The following is a 24,167-nucleotide window of genomic DNA, read 5'->3' as shown; positions in this document are numbered from 1 at the left end:
GGGCACGCGCGTTCATCCCAGGCACCCCACTGCTCCCAGATCCGATGCGTGCCGTCCGGCGCGCTGGACCATCGCGGCGAACATCCGGTCGCCGCGATCGGTCCGCTTGACGGCCATGGCGGCCAGCACCCCCATCCAATAGCCTTGGAAGGCGAAACGGGTGTAGTCCCGCCAGCAGTCCTCGAACGTGTAGTCCGCCACCCCGAGGCGACGCAGTTCCCCGTGATAGTGCCGCAGCAGATCGCGTTCGACCTCCGCGCGCTGTTCGGGCGGGAGCGAACCACCGAGGAAGTACGACACGTCCAGCACGCCCGATCCGCGGCAGACGGTCTGCCAGTCCACGACCGCGACGGCCGGCGCGTCCCCGGCGGCGCCGAACAGCAGATTGTCCGGGCGGAAGTCGCCGTGCTGCACGGTGTCGATCGAATTCTGTTTCAGCGCATAGAATTCCGCGAGATGATCGAACAGGTACCGGCCGACCTCGGTGATCTCGGCGTCGAATTGCCCGGTGTAGCGGTGACAGAACTTCTGGAACGTCGCGGGCCCCGCCGCCAGCGCCGCATCCGAGGGCACGATCGTGCCGGGAAGCCAGGCCAGATCCCGCAGCGCGGGATCACCCCATCGGGGAGCGTGCAGTTTCGCGGCCTCGGACAGCACCGCGACCGCCTCGTCCACGGTGCATCCGCGGAGTTGATCGCCGGGCCTGCACGCCGACAGATCCTCCAGCACCAGGACGAAATCCGTTCCCGTCTCGTCGATTTCGGCATGCCAGCAGCGCGGCACCCGAACGCTCAGCTGGGGTGCGAGCACCTGGTAGTAGCGGACCTCGCGCAGAAAGTTCTGTTCGTGCCGCCCGGCCGTAACGCTGGCCGGATCAGCGGAGGTGAGCTTGAGGACCACGTGCTGCTCGGCGGCGTCGTCGACGCGGTAGCTCACCCGGTAGGTGTCGGCGACCTGCCCGGTACCCAGCGGGGCGTAACGCATGCCGTGCACCCGGTCCGGGACGAGTCCCAGAACACCGGCCAGCCACGGCGCGTCGAGTTTCTCGATACGCATATCAACCTTCGGTTCCGACGATGTCGCGATACGCCCGCACGACCGGCTCGAGCTCGTCGGGTGAGGACCCGTGCAGGATCACCCGGTCGGCCCCGGTCGCGAATTCGGCCCGGATGCGTTCGACGCACCGGCCGGGAGTGCCCGTCGCCGCCTGCGCCAGCCACTCCTCGGGGAGCAGCCCCGCGATGTGCTCGAGGTGCGCCGTGGTGGCCTTCGCATCGATCGCACCGTGAATCGAGGTGACCACCGAGTCCGCCCGGAATCGTTGCAGCACAGCGGGATCCCAGCCATTGGTGCGCACGAGCAGATCGCCGTAGCCCTGTAGATAGGAGGCGAGCCGCCCCACGGTCTTGATCAGGCGAACAGGTTCGGGCAGGTGATCGCCCACGGTGGCCAGGCAGGACCACACCCGAACGCCATCGGGATCCCGCCCGGCCCGCTCGGCGGCCTGCTTCACGGTGTCGACGCATCGGCGCAGGGTTTCGGGCCCGAAGTAGGTGTGCAGGATGACGTCGTCGAACGCGCGCCCGCCGAGCGCGAGTGTGGCCGGGCCGAAGGCCACGATGGCCAGGCGGATGTCTTCGTCGAAGTCCGGATCCAGGGCGAGGACGGGATATCTGCCGATCGGCCCGTCGTGGCCGACGATGACCTCCCCGCGCCACAGCCGGCGCATCACCCCGGCCCAATCCTCCATCTGGGCGGTGGTGACCTCCGCGATGCCGAAGGCGTTGTAGACCCCGGCGATGCCCCGGCCGATCCCGAGGGTGAACCGCCCGCCCGAGAGCCGGTGCATGGTGGTGGCCCAGGACGCCGAGATCAGCGGATGGCGGGTATTGACATTCGTTGCGGCGGTGGCGATCCGCATCCGGTCGGTGACCGCACATGCCGCGCCGACCAGTGACGACGCCTCCTTCACATTCCAGCGTTCGGAGATGAACGCCGTGCCGAAGCCCAGTTCCTCGCCGCGGCGCGCCTGCCCCGGCAATGCCGCGGGGCCTTCGTTCCCGGCCCCGGCGAGCAGATAGAAGCCGAGCTCCTCGAGAGTTCCTTCGGCGGGGCTCACACGCGGGCCCCATCCTGGAACGCCTCGCATAACCGGTCTCGCATCCCGGCTCTCCTTCACAGACTCGGCCGAATCACCGTAATCGACCAGTTGGTTGGGTAAGATTCGAATCCGACCATACTCGCCACACGTGATCACCGAAAGGTCTCAGCCAACCGCTTGTTCGATCTCCCCTTCCGGGATATGCCATAGGTGAGCACCGGCCCCGGCGAGGCCGAGCCGGTCCCGACCAAGGGAAAGGACGACGGGGATGCTGTTTCCCGATACGTACGCAGCCGAGACCCCCGCGCGGGCCGCGGCCATCCTGGTGGAGACAGGACAGGAACTGTCCTATGCCGACCTGGCGGATCGATCGGTCCGGCTCGCGAACACCCTGCGCGAGGCGGGCCTGCGTCCCGGCGACGTGCTGGCCCTGCTCACCGAGAACAATCTGCGCGCCTTCGAAGTGTATTGGGCGGCAATGCGATCCGGCCTGTACCTGACTCCGGTCAACCGATCGCTGACCGCCGACGAAACCGCCTACATCGTCAACGATTCCGGCGCCGGCGCGATCGTGGTCTCCGGAGCGACGCCGGAATTGGCAAAGGTCGCACGCGCCGTGGCCGACCTCACCCCGAAAGTACGGCTGCGCCTGGCCTACGACGGAACCGTGCCCGGCCACGACTCCTAAGAAGACGCCCTCGCGTCCTCCTCCGCCGTGCCGCCGCAGGACCAGCCGCACGGCGCGCCGATGCTCTATTCCTCCGGCACAACGGGATTCCCGAAAGGCGTACAGCCGGATCTGCCGCAGTGCCAGATCGGCGAACCGCTCGGCGAGCCCCTGGTCGCGCTCGCGCAGCACTACTTCGGCATCGGCCCGGACACCGTCTATCTCTCCCCCGCCCCGCTGTATCACGCCGCGCCGCTGCGCTGGTCCGTCGCGGTGCAGGCGCAGGGCGGCACGGTCGCGGTGATGCGGAAATTCGATGCCGAGATGGCGCTGCGGGCGATCGACGAATTGCACGTCACCCATGGCCAATTCGTGCCGACCATGCTGGTGCGGATGCTGCAACTGCCCGACACCGTGCGCAGCGCCTACGACATGTCCTCGCTGCGATGCGCGATCCACGCCGCCGCACCCTGCCCGATCGAGGTCAAGGAGCGGATGATCGAGTGGTGGGGGCCGGTGCTCTCGGAGTACTACTCCAACACCGAGGGCAACTGCATGACCATGGTCGACAGCCCCACCTGGCTCGCGCATCCGGGCACCGTCGGGCAGCCCATTCTGGGCGTGCTGCACATCTGCGACGACGCGGGCACGGAACTGCCCGCCGGGCAGATCGGCACGGTCTACAGCGACCGCCCGGAAAGTCACATCACCTACCACAACGACCCGGAAAAGAGCGCCGCGACTCGTCACCCCGAACATCCGACCTGGTCCACCACGGGCGATGTCGGATACGTCGACGAGGAGGGCTTCCTCTATCTGACCGACCGCAAATCCTTCATGATCATCTCCGGCGGAGTGAACATCTACCCGCAGGAGGTGGAGAACGCCCTGGCCCTGCATCCCGCGATCTTCGACGTCGCGGTGATCGGTGTGCCGGACGAGACGATGGGCGAATCCGTGGCCGCCTTCGTACAACCGGCGGCCGGGGTGCGGGCCGGACCGGAGCTGGCGCAGCAGATCATCGCCTTCGCGCGGGATCGCATCGCGCACTACAAGGCCCCGCGCAGTGTGCGTTTCGTGGACAGCCTGCCCCGCACGGAAACCGGCAAGCTGCTGAAGAAGAAACTCCGTGAGCAGTACGTCACCGGGCGGTGAGCAACCGTATCGGGCGGTTGACCCGCCCGATACACCGTTGTCCCACTTGTCCTTTCGGGGAAATCACCCGAGATAGACCGACTGCACGTGCTGGTACGAGGCGAGCCCCTCCGGCCCCAGCTCCCGGCCCAGGCCGCTGTCCTTGATGCCGCCGAACGGGCTGTGGTGGTCGATCTGATAGAAGTTCACCCCGATCGTCCCGGTGCGCACGCGGGTGGCAACGGACCGGGCCCGCTCGGGGTCCGCACTCCACACGGTGCCGCCCAGCCCGTAGGCCGACTCGTTGGCGATGCGGACCGCGTCGTCGTCATCCTCGTACGGGATCACGGCCAGCACCGGCCCGAAGATCTCCTCGCGGGCGATGATCGCGTCGTTGTCCACGTCGGCGAAGACGGTCGGCTCGACATACCAGCCCTTGTCCAGCCCTTTCGGCCGGGAACCACCGGCGACGAGCCTCGCCTCTTCGCGCCCCTTGGCGATATACGCCTCGACCCGGTCGCGTTGACGCTCGCTGACCAGCGGCCCGAGGACGGTGCTCCGATCGAACGGATCGCCCACGGGCAGCATGCCCACCATCCCCGCGAACGCGTCGACCACCTCGTCGTACCGGCGGCGCGGGGCGAGCACGCGGGTGCCCAGCATGCAGGTCTGCCCGCTGTTGACCAGCGTGCAGGCGTACATCCTGCGGACCTGCGTCGCGAGATCGACGTCGTCGAGCAGGATCGCGGCCGATTTCCCGCCCAGTTCGAGGGTGACCGGCCGCAGCAACCGGCCGCACACCTCACCGATGGCGCGCCCGGCGCGGGTCGATCCGGTGAACGCGACCTTGTCCACCTCCGGATGCCGCACCAGCGCCGCACCGGTTTCCGGCCCGCCGCTCACGACGTTCAGCACGCCGGGCGGAATCCCCGCTGCCGCAGCGGCTTCCGCGACGAGGAAGGCGTCCAGCGTGGTTTCCGGGGCCGGTTTCACCACGACGGTATCGCCCGCCGCCAGCGCCGGGGCGAGTTTGTAGAAGGTGAGGGTCTGCGGGAAGTTCCACGGCACGATCGCGGCCACCACGCCGATCGGCGCCCGCCGGACCACGGTCGTGCCCCCGCTCGCCGACGGGCGTTCGGCCTCGACCGGCGTATTCCGAAGCAGCCCAGCGTAATAGCGCAGCAGCGTGCCCGGGGTCACCGCCTCGGAGGCCGAGGAGAGGCTGATCGGCATACCGTTCTGGGCGGTGACCAGACGGCCGATCTCGGGCCCGCGTTCGTCCATCGTCTCGGCGAATCGTTCCAGCACCACCGCACGACGCTCCGGCTCCCAGTTCGCCCACCCGGACGGGTCGTCGAACGCACGGCGCGCGGCCGCGACCGCGGCATCGACATCGTCCGAGGAACACAGCGGCGCAACGCCTATCCGTTCCTCGCTGGAAGCCGAGATGATCTCGTATCGATCCGGGCTTCGTGCCGGAACCCATGCACCTTCGATGAAGACGCTGCCGCTGTGTCGATCCATTGTTCGTTCTCTCCGTGATTCGTTCGATCGGGGGGTGATCAGAGGTCCGGCAGCTGCGCGCTGTCGCCGGGCACACTCCAGTTGGCGGTGTCCATGATCGTGTCCAGATGGGCCACGACGTCCTCGATCGACGCATCGGGATTGCGGTATCCCCCGGCCTCCACGATGAGGTTCCGCGCGTAGCGCCCGGCCGAGGCGATCGTTGGCGACGATGCGCGCGCCGCGGCCAGCAGGCGGGCGTAGGCCCGGCCCAATCCGCCGCCGGCTCCGGTGATGATGGCCACCTTGTCATCGAAGCGTAGCTGGTCGATCACAGGCACCTCCGTCGGCGAGCGCGGCGATCGCGCGATTCACGCATTCACTATATTCAACCATCCAGTTGGGTAACGCGCCCCGACCCGCTCGCCTGCCGACGACAGTGAACCCGGCCGAATGGAAGACATTACCGTAACTACTTACTGTATAGTTCGACCGCAGGGTGGCTATGCCACCGCGTACGAACCGTGCCCTGGGGCGCGGCGATGAGAACAGAGGCGAGCCCACCAATGCTGTTGGACGTGACGGCCGATCAGGAGTTCTTCCGGGCGACGACCGAGAAATTCCTGCACGGCCGGGTTCCTGCCGACGAGATACGCCGGCTGCACCGCACCGAGACCGGATTCGATCCGGAGTACTGGCGGCGCGGCGCGGATCTCGGCTGGATGTCGCTGCTGGTCGACGAGGCGGCCGGAGGCGGCACCATCAGCGGTGATCCCGTCGCGGAATTCACCATGATCGCCTACGAATTCGGCCGGCACGCCGCACCGGGCCCGCTGATTCCGGCGAACGTCGTCGCCGCGGCGCTTCAGGACGCCCGGACTCATCCGCAGGTGGTCGCGGGACTGGTCTCGGGCGGCACGATCGCCACCTGGTGCCATGCCGAGCCACTCACGCCCGAGGGGTTCGGCGCGGTGGATCTCGAGATTCGTCCCGAGGGCACGGAACTGGTCCTCGACGGCGTGAAAACCCCGGTGGAGCACGCTCTTTCGGCCCGGTACCTCCTGGTCACCGGACGCACCGGCGATGGGCTCACCCAGGTCCTGGTCCCGGCGGACAGCGCGGGAATTTCCATCGCACCGCTGAATTCGATCGATCTGACCCGCAGGTTCGCCACCGTCACCTTCGACGGTGTGCGGGTGCCCGCCGACGCGGCGGTCGGAGCCGTCGGCGGGGCGGCGCGGCAGATCGAACGGCAACTGCATCTCGCCCTGGCAGGGCAGTGCGCGGAAATGGTCGGCGCGATGCAGACCGGCTTCGACATGACGATGGAGTGGGCCGCGGACCGCTATTCCTTCGGTCGCCCGCTCGCCTCCTACCAGGCGCTGAAACATCGTTTCGCGGACCTGAAGTCGTGGCTCGAGGCAGCACACGCCATCGCCGACAGCGCCGCGGCGGCCCTGGACACGCGCGCTGCGGATTCGGCCGAAATCGTCAGCGCGGCGAAAGCTTTCATCGGAATCCACAGCGTGGAACTGCTCCAGGACTGTATACAACTGCACGGCGGCATCGGCCTGACCTTCGAACACGATCTGCATCTGTACCTGCGCCGGGCCACGGTCGACCGCGGCCTGTACGGAACGCCGGCCGACCACCGGCAACTGATCGCCGAACGCCTCGCGCAGCGGGAAGGACTGGCATGAGCAGCGATATCGAGGACGTCGAGCACTTCCGGCAGCGGGCCCGCACCTGGATTCGCGGCAATCTGGGGCCGTACCTGCCCGAGACGGCCGCGGGACTGCACAACGTCTCGCGCGAGGAACAACTCGCCGCCGTCGCCTACGACCGTGCGCTGCAACGCCGTTTCTTCGACGCCGGATTCGCCGGGATCGCGATTCCCGCGGACTACGGCGGCCGGGGCCTGACCGCCGCGCATCAGCGCGCCTTCAACGAGGAACTCTCCGGCTACGAGTACCCGAGCCGATTCCAGGCCCCGACCATGTGCCCCTGCGCGGCGGTACTGCTGGAATTCGGCACCGAGGAGCAGAAGCGGCAGCACATTCCGGCGATGCTGCGCGGCGAGGAGCTCTGGATGCAGTTCCTGTCCGAACCGTCCGGAGGTTCGGATGTGGCCGCCGCGCTGACCACCGCGGTCCGCGACGGCGAGGACTGGGTGCTCAACGGAGCCAAGATCTGGACCACCGGCGCTTGGTGGTCGGACTGGGGACTGTGCCTGGCGCGCACCAACTGGGATGTGCCGAAACATCGCGGGCTGTCGGTGTTCATCCTGCCCATCCATCAGCCCGGCGTCGAGGTGCATCAGATCGAAATGCTCAACGGCGCAAGGGATTTCTGTCAGGAATTCCTCACCGACGTCCGAGTTCCGGACAGCGATCGGATCGGGAAGATCGACGACGGATGGACCGTCGGCACCCGGTGGATGTTCCACGAACGCATGCTGCTGAACTCCCCCTACGTCACCCATCCGGTCGAGACGGTCCGGGCGGGCAGCACCCCGTCGCACATCCAGGTCGCCGCCGAGGCGGGAGTTCTGCACGACGCCCGGATCCGCGATCTGATCGGTGAGGCGCGGACACTGGAGGTGGTCGAGCGGGCCCTGCAACAGCGCATCGGCGCGGGCGTGCAGTCTGGCAAGCTGCCGCATCAGGCCGCGGCCATCGGCAGGCTCTTCAACGGCGTCTCCCATGTGCGCACCGCCGCAATCGCTTTCGACATCGCCGGATCCGGCGGCGCGATCTGGTCGCCGGACGAACCCGCCGCGGCCGGGGCCGGTGAGTCCTTCCTCATGCGGCAGGTGTCGTGTATCGGCGGCGGCACCACCGAGATGGCCCGCAATGTGATCAGCGAGCGGGTGCTCGGCATGCCCCGGGAATCCGCGCCCGATCCCAATCTTCCGTTCCGGGACGTCCCGCGCGGCAGGACGAACCGATGACCGCTCCCCTGCGATTCGGCCTGGGACTGCACGGGCTGCGGATCGAGCGCTGGGCCGAGGTCGCCGAGGAGGCCGACCGGCTCGGCTTCGAATCCGTCTGGATCCCCGAACATCTCGTAGTCCCGCTGGACGCCACCGGCAGCCCGGTCGCCGGGCAGGACCATTCGCCGATACCGTCGGACATCCCGGTCCTGGACGCGCTCGGCGTGCTGTGCCACCTGGCCGCGCGCACGACGCGAATCCGGTTGGGCACCAACGTGTACAACATCGGCCTGCGACATCCGTTCATCACCGCCCGCGCCGCCACGACGGTGGATCTGCTGTCCGGCGGGCGGCTCGCGTTCGGCATCGGCGCGAGTTGGCTGCGTGCCGAATGGGAGGCTGTCGGACTGGATTTCGATCGACGCGGAGCCAGGGTGGACGAGGCCATCGAGGTCTGCCGCCGACTATGGTCCGAGCCGACGATCGAGCACCACGGCGAGTTCTTCGACTTCGCCGCAACGGCTTTCGAGCCCAAACCGGTGCAGCCCGGCGGGCCCGCGCTGCACATCGGCGGGGACGGCCCGGCCGCGCTGCGCCGCGCCGCGACGGTCGGCGCCGGATGGATTCCGATGAATCACGACCTCGACCGGCTACCGGGCTCGCTGGCCCGGCTGAGCGAACTCGCCGAACGCCACGGACGCGGCACGCCGATCGAGGTGACCGTGCATGGCCGGGTGGACCGCATCGAGGACATCGAACCGTATGTGGCCGCCGGGGTGACGCGCCTGATCGTCCAGCCGTGGACCCGATCCCGCGAGGCGATCGACGCGATCCGCCGGTTCGCCGCGGAGGTCCTGCGCCCGCTGGCTTCCTCCCCCGACCCGCGGCCTACGGACGACGTTGTACCGCAACGTATTTCCCACGAGAACTCGTCTCACTGAGGAGCACACCATGGAACTCGAGGATATGATCCTGGTCAGCATCGACGACCATATGATCGAACCGCCCGACATGTACCGCAACCACGTCCCCGCCAAATGGCGCGACGACGCGCCCAAGGTGGTCCGCAACGACCAGGGTGTCGACGAGTGGGTGTTCCAGGGTGAGGCCACCTCGACGCCGTTCGGCATGGCCGCCACGGTCGGCTGGCCGCGCGAGGAGTGGGGTTTCAACCCGGGCGCGTACTCCGAGGTCCGGCCGGGCTGCTTCGACGTGCACGAACGCGTGCGGGACATGAACGCCAACGGGGTGCTCGCCTCGTTGTGCTTCCCGACCATGGCCGGATTCAATGCCCGCACCTTCCACGAAGCGCGGGACAAAGAGATCTCCCTGGTGATGTTGCAGGCCTACAACGACTGGGCGATCGACGAGTGGTGCGGAAGCTATCCCGGCCGGTTCATTCCGCTGGGCATCGTGCCCATGTGGGATGTCGACCTGGCGGTGGCCGAGGTGCACCGGCTCGGCAGGAAGGGCTGCCGCTCGATCAGCTTCCTGGAAACCCCGCACGTACAAGGCTTTCCGAGTTTCCTGTCCGGGTACTGGGATCCGATGCTGGCCGCGCTGTGCGAGGAGAACATGGTGCTCTCGCTGCATATCGGCGCGGGATTCGAGGTGATCAAGCGCCCCGCCGAGGCTCCGGTGGATCACCTGATGGTGCTGGCCTGCCAGATCAGCGCGATCACCGCGCAGGACCTGCTGTTCGGACCGACGCTGCGGAAGTTCCCGGACCTGCGGGTAGCACTGTCCGAGGGCGGAATCGGTTGGATCCCTTTCTATTTCGACCGCATCGACCGGCACGTCACCAACCAGTCCTGGCTGCAGGCCGATTTCGGCGGGAAGCTCCCCTCGGAGGTGTTCCGGGACCACATTCTGGCCTGCTACATCACCGATCCGTCCGGCCTGGCGGTGCGCGACCGGATCGGCGTGGACATCATCGCGTGGGAGTGCGACTACCCGCACACCGACACCACCTGGCCCGAATCACCGGAGTTCGCCTGGCGTGAATTCACCGAAGCGGGTGTCACGCCGGAGGAGATCCACAAGATCACCTGGCAGAACTCCTGCCGGTTCTTCGACTGGGATCCGTTCGCGCACACCCCCAGGGAGCAGGCGACGGTCGGGGCGCTGCGTGCCGCGGGGCGCGATGTGGATGTGACACGCATGCCGCGGGCGCAGTGGCGCGAGCGCAACGAAGCCGCCGGAATCGGTATCTTCTGACCGGAATTACACCCGGGCCTCCCAGCCCGGCATCGACGCCTGTAACCAACCAGATGGTCAGGAATGCTCTACGATGAGCTGATCGAACCGTACCCCACAGGACGGGGACGGCAGCACATCAGCGGAGGGAGCATCGTGCCCAGACCATCTCGGCGCACCGAGGTGTACGCGACTGCGGCGCGGGTGATTCGCGAACAGGGCTACGCCGCGGCGACGATGGATTACATCGCAGACGAGGTCGGCCTCAACAAGGGCACGCTCTATCACTACTACCCCTCCAAGAGCGCCATCCTGTACGAACTGCTGTCCGTGCAGATCGACGCGACGCTCAAACTGGTCTCCCGGGTGCCGAAGGAGGGCACCCCCACCGAGCGCATGCGCGAACTGGTCCGCCTGCAGTTCGATCATGTGGCCACCAAACACGATGAGCTCGTGGTCTTCTTCCAGGAACTGCCCTGGATCTCGCAGCACCTGCCCGAGGATCAGGTGCAGGATCTGCGCGCCCGCATCGACAAGTACGAGCAGTTCACCAGACAGCTGCTACGCAAGGGAATTCGCACCGGCGAGTTCCGCGACCTCGATGTCGACGCGGTGATGTATTCGATCATCGGCGTGCTGGGCTACGTGCCGAACTGGTTCCGCCCGTCCACGGGCAAGGCGCAGACCATGCTCGTGGATGAGCTCACCGAGTTCGTTCTCAACGCCATCGTGCGGAAATAGCCGCCGCCCGGTTCGGCAAGGGCCGGCGCGGTCAGCGCGAGACCCACAGGCGGTCGGCGGCCGGGTTGCGGATGAGCGCGTCGGTCAACTCGCGCAGGCGGCCGGCGCGGCGGCCGGAACGCAGCTGCATCGCCTTGGCTCGGCGGAAGTGGTGGTGCAGAACGTGTTCCACGGTGGTGCCCACGCCGCCGTGGATCTGCGCGGCGGTCAGTGCGATCTCCACGTAGGAGCGACCGGCGACGAACAGGGCGATGGCGGCGGGCACCGGATCCGTACCGGGTGCGGTCGTGGTCTCCAGGGCCTCGTCATAGGTCAGCTGGGCGGCGTCCGCGGCGATCGCCATGCGGGACAGGTGGTGGCGCACCGCCTGGAATCCGCCGATGGGCCGGCCGAACTGGACACGTTCGCGCGCGTAGCGGGTGGTGAAGTCCAAGACCGCGGCACAGCCTCCGACCATCACCGCCGCCCGCAGCAGATTCGCGCGGGACAGCGCGTACCGCAGCTCGGGACCGGCCAGGTCGTCGGCGATCACGAACTCCGAATCCAGCCGCAGCCCATCGAGATTCAGCCGAGCCGCACGCTCGTTGTCGACGCTGCGCACCGGCACATACCGGTCCGATATCCGATCGCGAGGTATCACCGCACCGAGCCAGCGGTCCTCGGCATTCTGGTCGCCGGAGTCGTGCGGGATCAGCAGAACCACCATCTCGCACTGATCCAGCCACTCCACCACCACGGCCGGTCCCGATAGGCGGTAGCCCCCGCCGAGGGTCGTCTCCGCATGCGGGCCGCCATCCGGCGGTGCGACCAGCGCGTGTGCCCGGCCGGAGGCGATATCGGCGAGTACGGGATCGAAACGCAGGCCGGAATCGATCACCCCGAGTGCGGCCGCGGTGCGGGCAGTCGCCAGCCACGGCGACGCGAATCCGGCGCGCCCGCACTCCACGGCCACCGCCGCCGTCGCGCCGAATCCGCCGTCCAGGCCGCCGACCCGGCCGGGCAGCCCCGCGGCCGTCCAGCCCAACTCGCACAGCTGTTTCCAGCGCTCGGGCTCGTACCCGCCAGCGGACGCCTCCTGCTCGTTGAGGTAGGTGTTGTCCACGAAATCCGCCAGGAGTTCCCGCGCGGCCGACCCGAGCAGCGCGCTGTCACCGATCTGGGACGTCTCGGTCATTTCGTCATCCCCAGCCCGCGCGTCGCGATGATGTCCAGCTGAATCTCGTTCGTACCGCCACCGAATCGCCACACCGGCGAGGACCGCAGGCCGCGTTCCAGATGTCCTTGTGCCGGAGCGAATTCCGATCCGTAGGCGACCGTGCCGTCCTCGCCGATCAGGTCGAGCCCGAGATCGCAGATCCGCTGACGCAGTTCACCCCACCAGACCTTGTTCGCCGACGCCTCCGCGTAGGGCACCCGGCCCTCGGCGAGAATCCGCGCTCCGCGCTGCGCGAACAATCGGCAGATCTCCACGTCGACGGCGAGTTCGCCGATGGTGGTCTGTACCTCGTGCGCGGCGGCGGTGTCCTCGTCGAGCAGTCCGGCGGCATCGGCCCAGCCGACCAATTGCCGCAGCTCCCAACGAGGTTCGTTGTGATAGAACATCCGCTCGAAGTTGAGGGCGGCGGTGATCGCCGCCCACCCCTCGTTCTCCTCCCCGACCCGCTGCTCGGCGGGGACGCGCAGATCGTCCAGGAATACCGCGTTGGTGCGCTCGCCGCCCTGAGTGATGATGGGCCGCACCGTGATACCGGGCGCGTCCATCGGCGTGATGAGCAGGCTCACCCCTTTGTGCCGCGATTCCACGCTCCCGGTGCGCACGGCCAGCCACAGGTGCGTGGCCACCGACGCGCCGGTCGTCCAGATCTTCTGACCGTTGACCACGTAGTCGTCACCGTCGCGAACGGCCCTGGTGCGCAACGAGGCCAGATCGCTGCCCGCGTCCGGTTCGCTGTATCCGATCGCGAACTCCAGGTCACCGGCGAGGATGCGCGGCAGGTACTGCCGTTTCTGCGCTTCGCCGCCCAGCCGGATCAGCACCGGGCCGATCGAGTTCAGCGTGAGCAGGCCGTTGGGCAGGCGGCGGTCGTACAGTTCCTCGGCGAACAGCCAGTGCTCCAACGGACTTCGCCCCTGTCCGCCGAATTCGCGCGGCCACGACACACCCAGCCACCCGTCGGCCCCGAGCCTGCGCAGGAATGCGCGGCCGTGCTCCCTCGGCTGCATCGGATCCTCGATGTTCTCCCGCCGGGTCGCCTCGACCAGCGCGGGATCGAGGCCGTCGAGATACGCGCGCAAGTCGGTCAGGAAGGCCCATTGACCTTGGCTCAGAAGGGATTTCATGCGTAAGTCCTCAACTCGTCTCCCGCCCACCGGAATTCTTCGCGCCGTCTCGCAGAACGCGCCGGGTGAGCCGATCCAGTGCCGCGCGGGTGTCCGGATCGTCGAACAGCGCGAGTTGCGCCGAGTACTCGGCGCGCAGTTGCTCGGACATGGTGTTGTCCATGGCGCGACGCAGCAGCCGCTTGTTCCACTGGAGCCCACCGGAGGGCATGGCGGCGATCTGCTGGGCGAGTTCCATTGCACCGCTGAGTAATTGGTCGTCATCGAGGATCCGGGAGACAAGGCCCAGCTCGCGAGCCTGCGCGGCGTCCAGCAGGCGGGCGCTGAACAGCAACTCCGCGGCGGCGGACAGTCCCACGGTGCGCGGCAGCAGATAGCTCAGGCCGAGTTCGGGAGCCAGGCCCGCCGGAGCGAATCCCGTACCGAGCCGTGCCGAGCGCGCGGCGAAACGGATGTCGTGCAGCAGCGCGACGGCCAGCCCCCCGCCGACCGCCGATCCGTTGACCGCCGCGATCGTGGGCTTCTCCAGGTTCCAGATGCGCTCGGTCCAGCGCCCGGCGTTCCCCGTCTCGTCGAGACCTCGTTGCCCCGGCGACAGCGACGGCAAGCCCTTGTCACCGCCGATCAACTCGCTGACCAGCAGCTCCCGCGCGGGCAGATGCGCGACCGCGTCGAAATCCCGCACGTCGGCCCCGACGCAGAACGCGTCGGCGGTGCCGGTGGTCACCACTACGTGAATGCCGTCGTCCCGCCCGGCCTCGTCGAATGCCCCGGCCAGATCCCGAAACATCGTGCCGCCCACCGCATTATGACGATGCGGCCGGTTCAGCCGCAGCAACAGCACCGGACCGTGACGCTCGGCAACCACATCCGCGCCGTCCGGTGGGTCGGCGCGAATCTTCCCCTCACTCAACGTCTTTCCCTCCGTCATGCGATATCACCCGCGGCGCGCAACGTCTCGATCTCCGCGACGCTCAGGCCCCACTCGGACAGCACCTCGTCGGTGTGCTGCCCCGGGTGCGGAGCCGGGCCCGCGATCCGGGCCGGAGTCCGGTCGAATCGCGGGGCCGCACTGGGCTGTACCACACCGGCGACCTCGGTGAAGGTGCCGCGCCGGACGTTGTGCGCATGGTCCGGGGCCTCCCAGGGCGAGAGGACCGGCGCGAAACATGCTTCCGCGCCCTCGAGGACTTCGCACCACTGCTCGCGCGTACGCGTCATGAACACCTCGGTCAATCGGGCTCGCAGGGCGGGCCAGTGCGCCGGATCGTTCTGCTGTTCCACCGGAATATCGTTCAGCTCCAACGCTTTCAGCAGATTCGCGTAGAACTGCGGTTCGATCGCGCCCACCGAGATCCACTCACTGTCGGCGGTCTCGTACACGTCGTAGAACGGCGCACCGGAGTCCAGCAGATTCGTCCCGCGTCGCGTTCCCCACTGCCCCATCGCCCGCATACCGTAGAGGAAACCGTTGAGCAGCGCCGAGCCGTCGACCATCGCGGTGTCCACCACCTGCCCGCGGCCCGAACGCGCCCGTTCGGTCAGTGCGGCGCAGATGCCGAGTGCCAGTAGCATTCCCCCGCCGCCGAAGTCGCCCACGTAGCTCAGCGGCGGCACCGGTCCCTGCCCCTCGCGCCCGATCGACCACAGCGTCCCGGACAGCGCGAGATAGTTGATGTCGTGACCGGCGTAGGTCGCGTACTGCCCCTCCCGGCCCCACCCGGTGATCCGGCCGTAGACCAGCCGCGGATTGCGCTCGAGGCATATCTCGGGCCCGGCGCCCAACCGCTCCATCACTCCGGGCCGGAAACCCTCGATCAAGACGTCGGACCGTTCGGCCAGCCGCAGCAGCAGCTCGACCCCACCGGGCGATTTCAGATCGATGCCGATCGACCGGCGTCCCCGCGACAGCACGTCCGGCGGCGACGCGTCGTTCCGCCCCACGACGTTCCGCACCCGATCCACGCGCACCACCTCGGCCCCGAAATCACTGAGGAGCATCGCACCGAACGGCCCCGGCCCGAGCCCCTGCACCTCGAGCACACGGACGCCGGCCAGTGGCCCGCTGCGTCCCTCGGTCGGCCTCACCGCCGCACGCCCCTCGCCGCGACCGACCGCGGCCACACCGCGCAGGCGCCCGCGCGACCGGCATCCGCCTGGTGCGCTGCCTCCGCCTCGCGGGCAGCCTCGGGCACGGTCTTCACCGCGACAACGAATTCCGCTGCGACGCCGCGAAATTCATGTTCCATGAGCCACACTCCGCCGGGCGGATACGGATCGACGACCTGCCCGCACTCCCGGGGCGAGCCGAGAACCCGCTCGCCGAGGATGGCGCGAGGCGCCTGCGTCGATGGCCGCGGACTGGCCGTCACCGCGCACCGGCGTCTTCGGTGTCGAAGTAGAACTGTCTGGACCAGCGGCGGAACTTGGCGTAGGCATCGGCCTCGCGTCCGGCGAACGGTGGATGCTCGACGTACCGCTGGTGCTCCCAGATGTCGAAGTCCTGCCGGATCTGGCCCTTCTGAAAGGTGATCATCCGCCCGGATCGGCCCGTCGGCTCGACGCCGTCGTCGCCGGGTTCGCGGGTCGCGGTGATCGTGTCGAACAGTCGCGAGTGCTCGGCGTCGACCGGCGTGGTGGCGGTCAGCTGGGAGGTGATGAAGTCGCCGAGTTTGAACCGGGCGTTCGACAACCCCAAACCCCAAGCCTCCGTTTCGATCTCGCCTTCCACCTCGCCGTCCGGGGTGAGCCAGGTCGATTTCTTGCCCGCCCCGAACAGGAAGCCGATCCGGGTGTGCAGGTAGTGTTCCTTCTCCTCCCACATCAGCGAGTGTCCGGCGCGTCCGGCACCGTGCACCCACATGAAGTGCTCGAAGTCGGGCGTGTTCTCCACCGGTGACTGCGGAATGATCTTGCGGACGCCGATGTGGTCCGCGCCCTGCGGGTAGACGGGGTAGAAGGTGTCCTCGTCGAAGAATTCGGTGATGCCCGGCCACTCCCAGAACGGCTCCCGGCCGAAGGCGTCGTACCAGGTCAACATGAGCCCGGCCTGTTCACGCACCGGCCACGCCGAAATCCCCACGCGTCGTTCGGCATCCGTGTCGTACGGGATCTTCCCCAGACCGCCGTCACGCCGCCACTGCCAGCCGTGGAACGGGCATTCGATGCACTCGCCGCGGACGGCCCCGCCGTACCCGAGATGCGCGCCCAGATGCGGGCAGTACGCGTCCAGCAGGGACAGCGCACCGCTCTCGGTCCGGAACATCACCAGCTCTCGATCGAAGTACTTCGCCGCCTTCACTTCGCCGCGCGCCAATTCCGCCGAATAGCCGATCTGGTACCAGCCGGTGGGAAATACCTCGTATGGCCAATCTCGCATGCTGCGCATCCCCTCGGGCGAATGGGCCGATGCCGTCGTTATCGACCATTCAGTTGGGTACAATACATCCGACCATACAAGACCTTGTCAAGGCCGCCTGCACACGATTACCCACCATACAGTTGGAAATCTTTCGAAGATGTAACCCACGATTCGGTTGGGTTGGTACGGTCTCGGCAACGCCGACGCCACGGGTATCGGCCGCGCGATGCGGGCACAGTCCCCGCGCTCTCGGCAAGGAGGACACGGCCGATGACCACATCGCAGACGAGCACGACCGGCACGGGCGAACCCGAGGCGCTGTCGGTGTGGCAGGCGGCCCGGCTCGATCTTCCTGCGGAGGAATCGATCCCGCAGGTCCTGGCCCGGCAGGTCGCCACGGGAGGCGATCGCCCGGCCCTGCTGTGGTCCACCGGCGACGACCTCGCGCAGCTGACGTTCACCGAGCTTTCGAACGCGGCCACCACCGTCGCCCACGCGTTGGCGGCCGCGACCACCCCCGGCGACCGGGTGGCCATCTGGTCCCGCAACAGCGTGGAATGGATTGTCCTGCAATACGGTTGCGCGCTGGCCGGGCTGATCGTGACGCCGTTCAACACCGCATGGACCGATCCCGAGGTCCGCTACGCCATGGAACTGACCACCCCCGCTCTCGTCTTCGGCGGCCTCGATCGCGCCGGAAACTCACTCGCCCAACGCGCGAACGGTCTCTGCGCGCCCGCCGCGGTGATGGATCTGGCGGATGTGCGCGAATGGGCCGCGAACGCCCCCGGAGCGCCGCTGCCTGCGGTTCACCCGCAGGATCGGTTCCTGATCCAGTTCACCTCCGGCACGACCGGCCGGGCCAAGGGCGCGACGCTCAGTCACCGCGCGCTGCTCAACGCCGCACACGCCCGACTCGTGCACGACAGCCCGGCCGAGCGCGACGTCTGGCTCAATCCCGTCCCGTATCACCACGTCGGCGGGTTCTGCCACATCGTGCTCGGCGGGCTGATCACCCGGGGCGCACTGGTGGTGATGGACCGATTCGATGCCGACGAGATGGTCCGGCTGCTGCGGCGCGGCCTGATCACCAGTCTCGGCGGTGTCCCGACGATGATCACCGACATCATCGACCGGATCGGCGAGGACGGCCGGGACACCGGCCTGGTCTCGGTGGGCTCCGGCGGCGCGACGGTCACCCGCCACCTCATCGAGAAGGTCCGAAAAGTGCTGGGCGCCAACGTTTCCGTGACCTACGGGCAGTCCGAATGCCCGACGATCACGCACACCCCGCCCGACGCGGATCCCGATACCGTCGCCACCACGATCGGCCGCGCGGTGGCCGGTACGGAGATCCGGATCGTGGACCCGGATTCCGACCGCATCCTGCCGCTCGGACAGATCGGCGAAATCCGCGTGCGCTCACCGCATTCGATGGACGGCTACTGGGGGATGCCCGAGCGCACCGCGGAAACCATCGGCCCGGACGGCTTCCTGCGCACCGGCGACCTCGGCTCGATGGACGCCGAGGGCTACCTCACCTTCCACGGCCGCAAGCGTGATGTGATCATCCGCGGCGGGGAGAACGTCTATCCGGTCGAGATCGAGGAAGTGCTCGTCACGCATCCGGCCGTCGCACAGGTGGTTCTGGTCGGCGTCGACGACGAACGCCTCGGCGAACGCGTCGTCGGCGTCGTGGTGCCCGTGCCGGGCGCGACGGTCACCGGTGCGGAGCTGACCGAGTTCCTGCGAGATCGCTTCGCGTACTTCAAGATTCCCGGCGCGTGGCTGTTCACCGACTCGCTGCCGATGACCGCCTCCGGAAAGATCCAGCGGTTTCGCGTGCGCGAGCAGGCCAATGCGGCAACCGGTGACACGCCACTTGCCGACGCACATCGTCGGTAATACCATCGAGGACGCGGCCACGCGGCCGCACCACAGGCAGAAAGCCGAGGCACGATGACTCCACCGACACACGGTGCCGACAGCTCCGCACCCGAGAATGTCCCGCTGGTCGACTACCTGGTACTCGAACCCACACCGCACCTGGTGGCGAACCGCTGCCGGAACTGCGGAGCCCGGTTCTTCGACCGGCGCAACGCCTGCGCGAAATGCTTTGCCACCGAATTCGATTCGGCGGATATCGCGACCGAGGGCACGGTCCGGACCTTCTCCATCGTCATGGTCGCCGCACCCGGCATCGACGTCCCGTTCGTGCCGGCGGTCGTCGACTGCGACGGCACCAGCGTGCGCGCCAACCTCGTCAATATCGAACCCACCAGCGACCGGATCAAACCCGGGTTGAAGGTTCGCCTCACCACCTTCCCGATCGGCGCCGACACCTCCGGCGCGGTCGGCGTGGGCTTCGGGTTCGAACCGATCGGAGCATGAACATGAGCGGCGACTCCTCCGTGTGGATCCTCGGAATCCACATGACCAAATTCGGGAAGCACGTCGACAAGGACCTGGTCGACCTGGCCAGCGAGGCGGCCCTGGGCGCACTCGCCGACGCCGGGGTCACCATGGACCGGATCGGCGTGCTGGCCTCGGGCAACCTCATGTACGCCCAGGCCGGGCTCGGACAGCAGTTGCAGAAACAGATCGGCCAGACCGGCATCCCGGTCTACAACGTCGCCAACGCCTGCGCCACCGGCGCCACCGCGCTGCGCACCGCGATCATGGCCATCAAGGCCGGCGAATGCGATTTCGGTCTCGCCGTCGGCGTCGAAAAGCTCTCCGGCGCAGGCCTTCTCGGCGTCTCCGCGAAACCTCCCCAGTCCGAGACCTGGACCCGCTCGGGACGGTTCGGCGCGATCGAACCGCTGGACGGGCGGGTCGGCACCGAGACGATGCCGGGCGTCTTCGCGCAGATCGGCCTCGAGTACGAACACAAGTACGGCGGAACCGATTTCGAACTGTTCGCGCGGATCTCGGAGAAGAACCACGCGCATTCGACGCTGAATCCCCTTGCCGCATACCAGAAGCGGCTCTCGCTCGAGCAGATCATGGGCGATGTGATGATCGCCTACCCGAACACCCGGCCGATGTGCTCGGCCAATACCGATGGCGCGGCGGCCGCGGTCGTGGTCAGCGGTGAGCGGCTACGCACGCTGTCGCTCGAACAGCGCCGCCGGGCGATCAAGATCTCGGCCTCGGTACTGACCACCGATCCCTACGAGGAAGCCTGCCAGGTCCTGCCGAACGTCAACACCCTCACCCGCAACGCCGCGCGGACCGCCTACGAACAGGCGGGCGTCGCACCGGCGGATCTCGACCTGGTCGAACTGCACGACTGCTTCGCCACCGCCGAACTCGTGCACTACGACAACCTGATGCTGTGCGAACCGGGCAACGCCGTCGACTTCTTCCGATCCGGGGCGACCTGGCGCGACGGCCGAACCCCGGTCAACGTCTCCGGCGGCCTCGAATCCAAGGGGCACCCGATCGCCGCGACCGGCATAGCCAATATCTGGGAGGTCGCCACGCACCTGCGCGGTGAAGCGGGCCAGCGCCAAATCGACGGCGCCACAGTAGGACTCGCCCATGTCATCGGTCTCGGATCCGCTTGCGGAGTGCACATTCTCGAAAAATCCGGGGTCTGACGCTCAGCCGGGCACGATCCCGCCGGTACGGTTGGCGAACCACTGGACCATCGCGGAGGGCTCATGGCAGGCAGGAAATCGGTGCAGCCGGCACACGAGCCGGTGCACGCCGTGCGCCCGCAACCCCAGGGCCGCGGCCGACCGCGGGACGCCGACGTCGACCGGCGGATCATCGCCGCGGCCCAGCAGGTCTACACCGATCGCGGTTGGGCGGGATTCAATTTCGACGTCGTGGCCAAGACCGCCGGAGCCAGTAAGGACGCGATCTATCGCCGGTACGAATCGCGGATGCAGCTGCTGATCGCCGCCCTTTCCGTTCCCGCCGCAGCGTCCCGATTCGACCCGGAAGCCACGCTGCGCGACCGTCTCGTGCAGATCGCCCGGGACGTGCTCAACAGCTGGGTCGATCCGAACGGCCTGCTGGTATTCCGCATATTCGTCGAAGCCGCCTCGAACCCGGAACTGCTCGAGGCGTACCACCACCAGGTGGCATTCCCGCACGTACGCCGCATGCGCGACACCATCCGGCAGGCGATCCACGACGGCACCCTGTCCGACATCGACAGCTCGACCGCCTTCATCGACGCCCTGATCGGCGGCCTCATGATGCACGTCCTGGCCACCCCGCCGAATCTGCGGGAAACGATGCTCGACAAGTCCGAAAACTATCTCACCGGGTACGTCGACCTGCTGCTTCGCGGCGCGGGCTATCAGCCGGAGAGCCAGCGCGATCAGGACTGAGACCGGGGCAGCAGTCGAACGGCCGGACCGTACGGGAGAGCGCCGCTAACTCGGTTTCGGAAGTTCGCAGTTGGCCACCCGCGGATCGACGCCCATGTAGTTGAGCGGGCCCGCGATCACGTTCAGCGCGATGGTCCCGAAATCGGCGCAGTTCTGGCTCGCATGGGTCAAGTATCCGCGCTGTGCCGCCGCGACCGCACCCACAACCAACCACACGAAGACCAGTAGAGACAACAATCGGCTCATGGTATCGGCTCCTATCGGGCGCTGCCCCGGTCAGTCCAGCACGCTTGAATCATACGTGCACGAATACCGTTGTGCCGCATTATCTGTACCGGGCGCACGAGACCCGGTGATTCGATCAGGCGGGCCGGCACCGCGCCAGGAATCGGCGGATCTCGCGGGTGCGCTCGTCGTCCTCGGGGGCGCGGCCGAGGAAGCCGCCGTGGCTCGCGGCCTCCCAGACGTGCAGATCGGCGGGAACGTCGGCGGCGCGAAGGGCGCGGTGCAGGCGCACGGTGTCCGAGAGCAGGACGTCGCGAGTGCCGGATAGCAGAATGGCCGGCGGGAAGCCCGCGGTGAAATCACCGAAGACGGGCGACAGATACGGGTCGCGCAGGTCGTGACCGGCGGCGTACAGCAGCGGGGCGGGCGAGGGGGCGAGCAGGTTGTCCAGGCCCAGGTTGGTCTGCCAGGTGTCGCCGGATTCGGTGAGATCGGCTGCGGGCGTTGCCAAGACGACACCCGCGGGCAGCGGCAGCCCTTCGTCGCGGGCGCGCAGCACGGTCGCGGCCGCCAGATTCGCGCCCGCGGACACCCCGCCGACGACGATCTCCCCCGCATCGCGCCGCTCCAGCAGCGCCCGGTAGGCGGCCAGGCAGTCGTCGAGCGCGGCGGGGAACGGATGGTCCGGCGGCATTCGGTAGTCGACCGACCACGAGTGCACCCCCACCCGGTACGCGTTGTCGATGCCGCGCGTGCGGCAGAGTTCGCCACCGCCCTGGATGAACGCGCCGCCGTGGATCTCCAGGTAAACGCGGCGATCTCCGGGTTCGACACCGTCGGGAGTGATCGCGAGAACCCGAGCCCGGCCGACCGGAATCTCCTCGACCTCCGCGTGCGCACCCGACCCCGGCGCCATTCGCAGCGCCGTGCCGTCGAGTTCCGCGATCAGCGCTCGCCAGGCCTCCGGATCGTCCAGCGGCGGCCACTGCGGTGTGGCGAACAGCGGCCCGAGCGCGAGGATCGCCCGAGCCTGTTCGCTGACCGAGGTCGGCACCGGGATCTCGCGAGCGGGCAGGCGCAGCATGGCCCGCGCATCGCTGGTCGTCATCGTCGACTCCTTGAAAACGTCAATCTTGTAACAGAGAATATCAATCTGCTCCAGAAGACCGGCCGTGACGGAAGTGAAAAGATGACGCTGAGCCTGGACCCGGAACTGTTGCGGGAGTTGGCCGCCATGGCGGGATCCCGCACGGCCGCGCCGCCGGTGGCACGCGGCGACTGGCGCGCCCTGCGGGAGCGGTCCGATGAGGGCCTGGCCCGGCTCACCGCGACGCTGCCGGAGTTGCCGTCGGTGAAACGCACGCCCTACACCGCGATCTCGCGGGATGGGACGCGAATCGATCTGCGCTGGTACGCATCCGACTCGCACGATCTCACGACTCCCGGTCCCGCCGTGGTGTTCCTGCACGGTGGCGGAATGATCTGCGGCTCTGTGGATCTCTACGATCGGCACCTCGCCGGATACGCCGCCGAAAGCGGGGTACCGATGCTGGCAGTGGATTACCGGCGCGCACCGGAATATCCACACCCCTGCCCGGTCGAGGACTCCTTCGCGGCGCTGATCTGGTTGCGTTCGCACGCAACGGAACTCGGCGTCGATCCGAACCGGGTGGCGGTGATGGGCGACAGTGCGGGCGGCGGGATCACCGCGGGCCTCACGCTGGTCGCACGGGAACGCGATGTGCCGGTGGCCAAACAATTGCTGATATACCCGATGCTCGACGACCGCACCACCGTGCCGGACCCGGCGCTGCTCCCGTTCGCCGGTTGGTCCTACGACGACAACTACACGGGTTGGCATGCGCTGCTGGGAGATTCGATCGGCGGCCCCGACGTGCCGGAGACCGCCGCACCGGCCCGCGCCGCCGACCTGTCCGGCCTGCCGCCCGCATATCTCGAGGTGGGCGGCCTGGACATCTTCCGCGACGAGACCATCGACTACGCCCGCAGGCTCGCGGCAAGCGGCGTACCGGTCGAATTACACGTCCACCCCGGCTGCCCGCACGGATACGACCAACTCAGCGCCGCACCGGATGTCGTGCGCCGCGCCCGAGCCGATCGGATGCGCGCCCTGGGCGCCTTCTGATCGTACGACGTCCAGCACGGCGACAGTCTCAATTAACCAACCATTTGGTTGACTATCTGCCAGCTGGATAGGTATCCGCGCCAGTTGGCGAAGCATCTGCCAAAGTGTAGCCGACTAGTCAGTTGGGTTGCTATGGTATCGGCGACCAACGGCACGCCGACCGGTCGTGCGCAGCGGGACCGCACAGTACGACGCGAGAACCGCAGTTCGTCGGCCCGCCCTGCGACCGGACCTCCGCGGCCCGGCAGTCCCGGATACCCGGGCAGGGAACGGGCGACGAGCCATGCACCCACAACGAGAGCACCGCGACGACAGCGGGGAGATCAGTTCGCGTCTTCCCCTGTCCTGCAGAAGATCTCCGCATCAGATGAGCAGAAGGCATGCGAACGTTTTCACCGGAAGTGAGTAGAGCACGCGATACCGGCCCGCGAAGGGGCCGGACCGCAAGGCGCGATGGCGCGCCGGAGGGAGGGGCCCG

Annotated in this window: 22 protein-coding genes and 1 pseudogene; 11 read left to right on the top strand and 12 right to left on the bottom strand. The window is 67.9% G+C overall.

The genetic code is table 11. The annotated features are described in order from the left end of the window. Positions 1-12: 12 nt before the first annotated feature. Together NM2_RS43875 and NM2_RS43870 are read right to left on the bottom strand one after the other, a co-directional pair. Positions 13-1,056, bottom strand: a complete 1,044-nt coding sequence (locus tag NM2_RS43875; RefSeq protein ID WP_067682950.1) for a phosphotransferase — start codon at positions 1,054-1,056, stop codon at positions 13-15. A gap of 1 nt (position 1,057) precedes the next feature. Next, on the bottom strand, positions 1,058-2,119 hold the full coding sequence (locus tag NM2_RS43870; protein ID WP_245718537.1) for a TIGR03857 family LLM class F420-dependent oxidoreductase: 1,062 nt from the start codon (positions 2,117-2,119) through the stop codon (positions 1,058-1,060). Positions 2,120-2,372: 253 nt separating this feature from the next. On the opposite strand from NM2_RS43870, the pseudogene NM2_RS43865 reads away from it, so the two are divergent. Continuing rightward, a pseudogene (locus NM2_RS43865) lies at positions 2,373-3,923 on the top strand (acyl-CoA synthetase). A 63-nt stretch (positions 3,924-3,986) separates the two neighbouring features. Here NM2_RS43865 and NM2_RS43860 read toward each other — a convergent pair. Both NM2_RS43860 and NM2_RS53560 read right to left on the bottom strand, forming a co-directional pair. Beyond that, positions 3,987-5,426, bottom strand: a complete 1,440-nt coding sequence (locus tag NM2_RS43860; RefSeq protein WP_067682946.1) for an aldehyde dehydrogenase — start codon at positions 5,424-5,426, stop codon at positions 3,987-3,989. 38 nt (positions 5,427-5,464) lie between these two features. Continuing rightward, positions 5,465-5,740: a hypothetical protein gene (locus NM2_RS53560; RefSeq protein WP_067682944.1), complete on the bottom strand. Its 276-nt coding sequence runs from the start codon at positions 5,738-5,740 to the stop codon at positions 5,465-5,467. Positions 5,741-5,971: 231 nt separating this feature from the next. Here NM2_RS53560 and NM2_RS43850 point away from each other — a divergent pair, with 231 nt between their 5' ends. The 5 genes from NM2_RS43850 to NM2_RS43830 all read left to right on the top strand — a co-directional run bounded on the left by NM2_RS43850 (position 5,972) and on the right by NM2_RS43830 (position 11,274). Further along, complete coding sequence (locus NM2_RS43850; protein WP_067682942.1) at positions 5,972-7,105, top strand: acyl-CoA dehydrogenase family protein; 1,134 nt, start codon at positions 5,972-5,974, stop codon at positions 7,103-7,105. After that, entirely contained in the window at positions 7,102-8,355 is a 1,254-nt protein-coding gene (locus NM2_RS43845; RefSeq protein ID WP_067682940.1) for an acyl-CoA dehydrogenase family protein, read from the top strand. Before NM2_RS43850 ends, NM2_RS43845 begins: the two co-directional genes overlap by 4 nt. Then, positions 8,352-9,278: a TIGR03619 family F420-dependent LLM class oxidoreductase gene (locus tag NM2_RS43840; RefSeq protein WP_218026111.1), complete on the top strand. Its 927-nt coding sequence runs from the start codon at positions 8,352-8,354 to the stop codon at positions 9,276-9,278. Before NM2_RS43845 ends, NM2_RS43840 begins: the two co-directional genes overlap by 4 nt. A 10-nt stretch (positions 9,279-9,288) precedes the next feature. Beyond that, positions 9,289-10,554 carry an amidohydrolase family protein gene (locus tag NM2_RS43835; RefSeq protein ID WP_067682938.1) on the top strand — a complete coding sequence of 422 codons (1,266 nt, stop codon included), beginning with the start codon at positions 9,289-9,291 and terminating at the stop codon, positions 10,552-10,554. 135 nt (positions 10,555-10,689) lie between these two features. Continuing rightward, a complete protein-coding gene (locus NM2_RS43830) occupies positions 10,690-11,274 on the top strand; it encodes a TetR/AcrR family transcriptional regulator (protein ID WP_169816356.1) in 585 nt (194 codons plus the stop codon). Positions 11,275-11,305: 31 nt separating this feature from the next. On the opposite strand, the gene NM2_RS43825 is transcribed toward NM2_RS43830, so the two are convergent. The 6 genes from NM2_RS43825 to NM2_RS43800 form a co-directional block, all read right to left on the bottom strand. Continuing rightward, positions 11,306-12,448, bottom strand: coding sequence for an acyl-CoA dehydrogenase family protein (locus NM2_RS43825; protein ID WP_067682934.1), 1,143 nt, complete (start codon positions 12,446-12,448; stop codon positions 11,306-11,308). Next, on the bottom strand, positions 12,445-13,614 hold the full coding sequence (locus tag NM2_RS43820) for an acyl-CoA dehydrogenase family protein (protein ID WP_067682932.1): 1,170 nt from the start codon (positions 13,612-13,614) through the stop codon (positions 12,445-12,447). Before NM2_RS43820 ends, NM2_RS43825 begins: the two co-directional genes overlap by 4 nt. A 10-nt stretch (positions 13,615-13,624) precedes the next feature. After that, positions 13,625-14,545, bottom strand: coding sequence for an enoyl-CoA hydratase/isomerase family protein (locus tag NM2_RS43815; protein WP_067682931.1), 921 nt, complete (start codon positions 14,543-14,545; stop codon positions 13,625-13,627). Then, positions 14,542-15,702 carry a CaiB/BaiF CoA transferase family protein gene (locus NM2_RS43810; RefSeq protein WP_067682963.1) on the bottom strand — a complete coding sequence of 387 codons (1,161 nt, stop codon included), beginning with the start codon at positions 15,700-15,702 and terminating at the stop codon, positions 14,542-14,544. Before NM2_RS43810 ends, NM2_RS43815 begins: the two co-directional genes overlap by 4 nt. Further along, positions 15,699-15,863 (bottom strand): hypothetical protein, encoded by a 165-nt coding sequence (locus NM2_RS49890; RefSeq protein WP_157121854.1) that lies wholly within the window; start codon positions 15,861-15,863, stop codon positions 15,699-15,701. The genes NM2_RS43810 and NM2_RS49890 overlap by 4 nt, the downstream gene beginning before the upstream one ends. Positions 15,864-15,982: 119 nt before the next feature. Further along, complete coding sequence (locus tag NM2_RS43800; RefSeq protein ID WP_169816355.1) at positions 15,983-16,993, bottom strand: Rieske 2Fe-2S domain-containing protein; 1,011 nt, start codon at positions 16,991-16,993, stop codon at positions 15,983-15,985. A gap of 252 nt (positions 16,994-17,245) precedes the next feature. Between NM2_RS43800 and NM2_RS43795 the strand changes: the two genes are divergently transcribed. The 4 genes from NM2_RS43795 (at position 17,246) to NM2_RS43780 (ending at position 21,318) form a co-directional block, all read left to right on the top strand. Continuing rightward, on the top strand, positions 17,246-18,880 hold the full coding sequence (locus NM2_RS43795; RefSeq protein ID WP_067682925.1) for a class I adenylate-forming enzyme family protein: 1,635 nt from the start codon (positions 17,246-17,248) through the stop codon (positions 18,878-18,880). Positions 18,881-18,934: 54 nt separating this feature from the next. Continuing rightward, positions 18,935-19,366 (top strand): Zn-ribbon domain-containing OB-fold protein, encoded by a 432-nt coding sequence (locus NM2_RS43790; protein WP_067682923.1) that lies wholly within the window; start codon positions 18,935-18,937, stop codon positions 19,364-19,366. 2 nt (positions 19,367-19,368) lie between these two features. Beyond that, positions 19,369-20,577, top strand: a complete 1,209-nt coding sequence (locus NM2_RS43785) for a thiolase family protein (protein WP_067682921.1) — start codon at positions 19,369-19,371, stop codon at positions 20,575-20,577. Between the two features lie 63 nt (positions 20,578-20,640). Continuing rightward, positions 20,641-21,318 (top strand): TetR/AcrR family transcriptional regulator, encoded by a 678-nt coding sequence (locus NM2_RS43780; RefSeq protein WP_084532228.1) that lies wholly within the window; start codon positions 20,641-20,643, stop codon positions 21,316-21,318. Positions 21,319-21,363: 45 nt separating this feature from the next. Here NM2_RS43780 and NM2_RS43775 read toward each other — a convergent pair whose 3' ends face one another. Continuing rightward, positions 21,364-21,564: a hypothetical protein gene (locus NM2_RS43775; protein WP_067682917.1), complete on the bottom strand. Its 201-nt coding sequence runs from the start codon at positions 21,562-21,564 to the stop codon at positions 21,364-21,366. Positions 21,565-21,679: 115 nt separating this feature from the next. Next, the gene (locus NM2_RS43770; RefSeq protein ID WP_067682914.1) at positions 21,680-22,651 is read right to left on the bottom strand and encodes an alpha/beta hydrolase; all 972 of its coding nucleotides are present in this window, start codon (positions 22,649-22,651) and stop codon (positions 21,680-21,682) included. A gap of 81 nt (positions 22,652-22,732) precedes the next feature. Here NM2_RS43770 and NM2_RS43765 point away from each other — a divergent pair, with 81 nt between their 5' ends. Beyond that, positions 22,733-23,689 carry an alpha/beta hydrolase gene (locus NM2_RS43765; protein WP_067682912.1) on the top strand — a complete coding sequence of 319 codons (957 nt, stop codon included), beginning with the start codon at positions 22,733-22,735 and terminating at the stop codon, positions 23,687-23,689. Positions 23,690-24,167 lie beyond the last annotated feature (478 nt).

This window comes from Nocardia miyunensis NBRC 108239 (assembly GCF_001613065.1).
GTDB lineage: Bacteria > Actinomycetota > Actinomycetes > Mycobacteriales > Mycobacteriaceae > Nocardia > Nocardia miyunensis.
The sequence above is the reverse complement of the archived record's forward strand: the minus strand, read 5'-3'. Positions and strand labels throughout refer to the sequence as shown.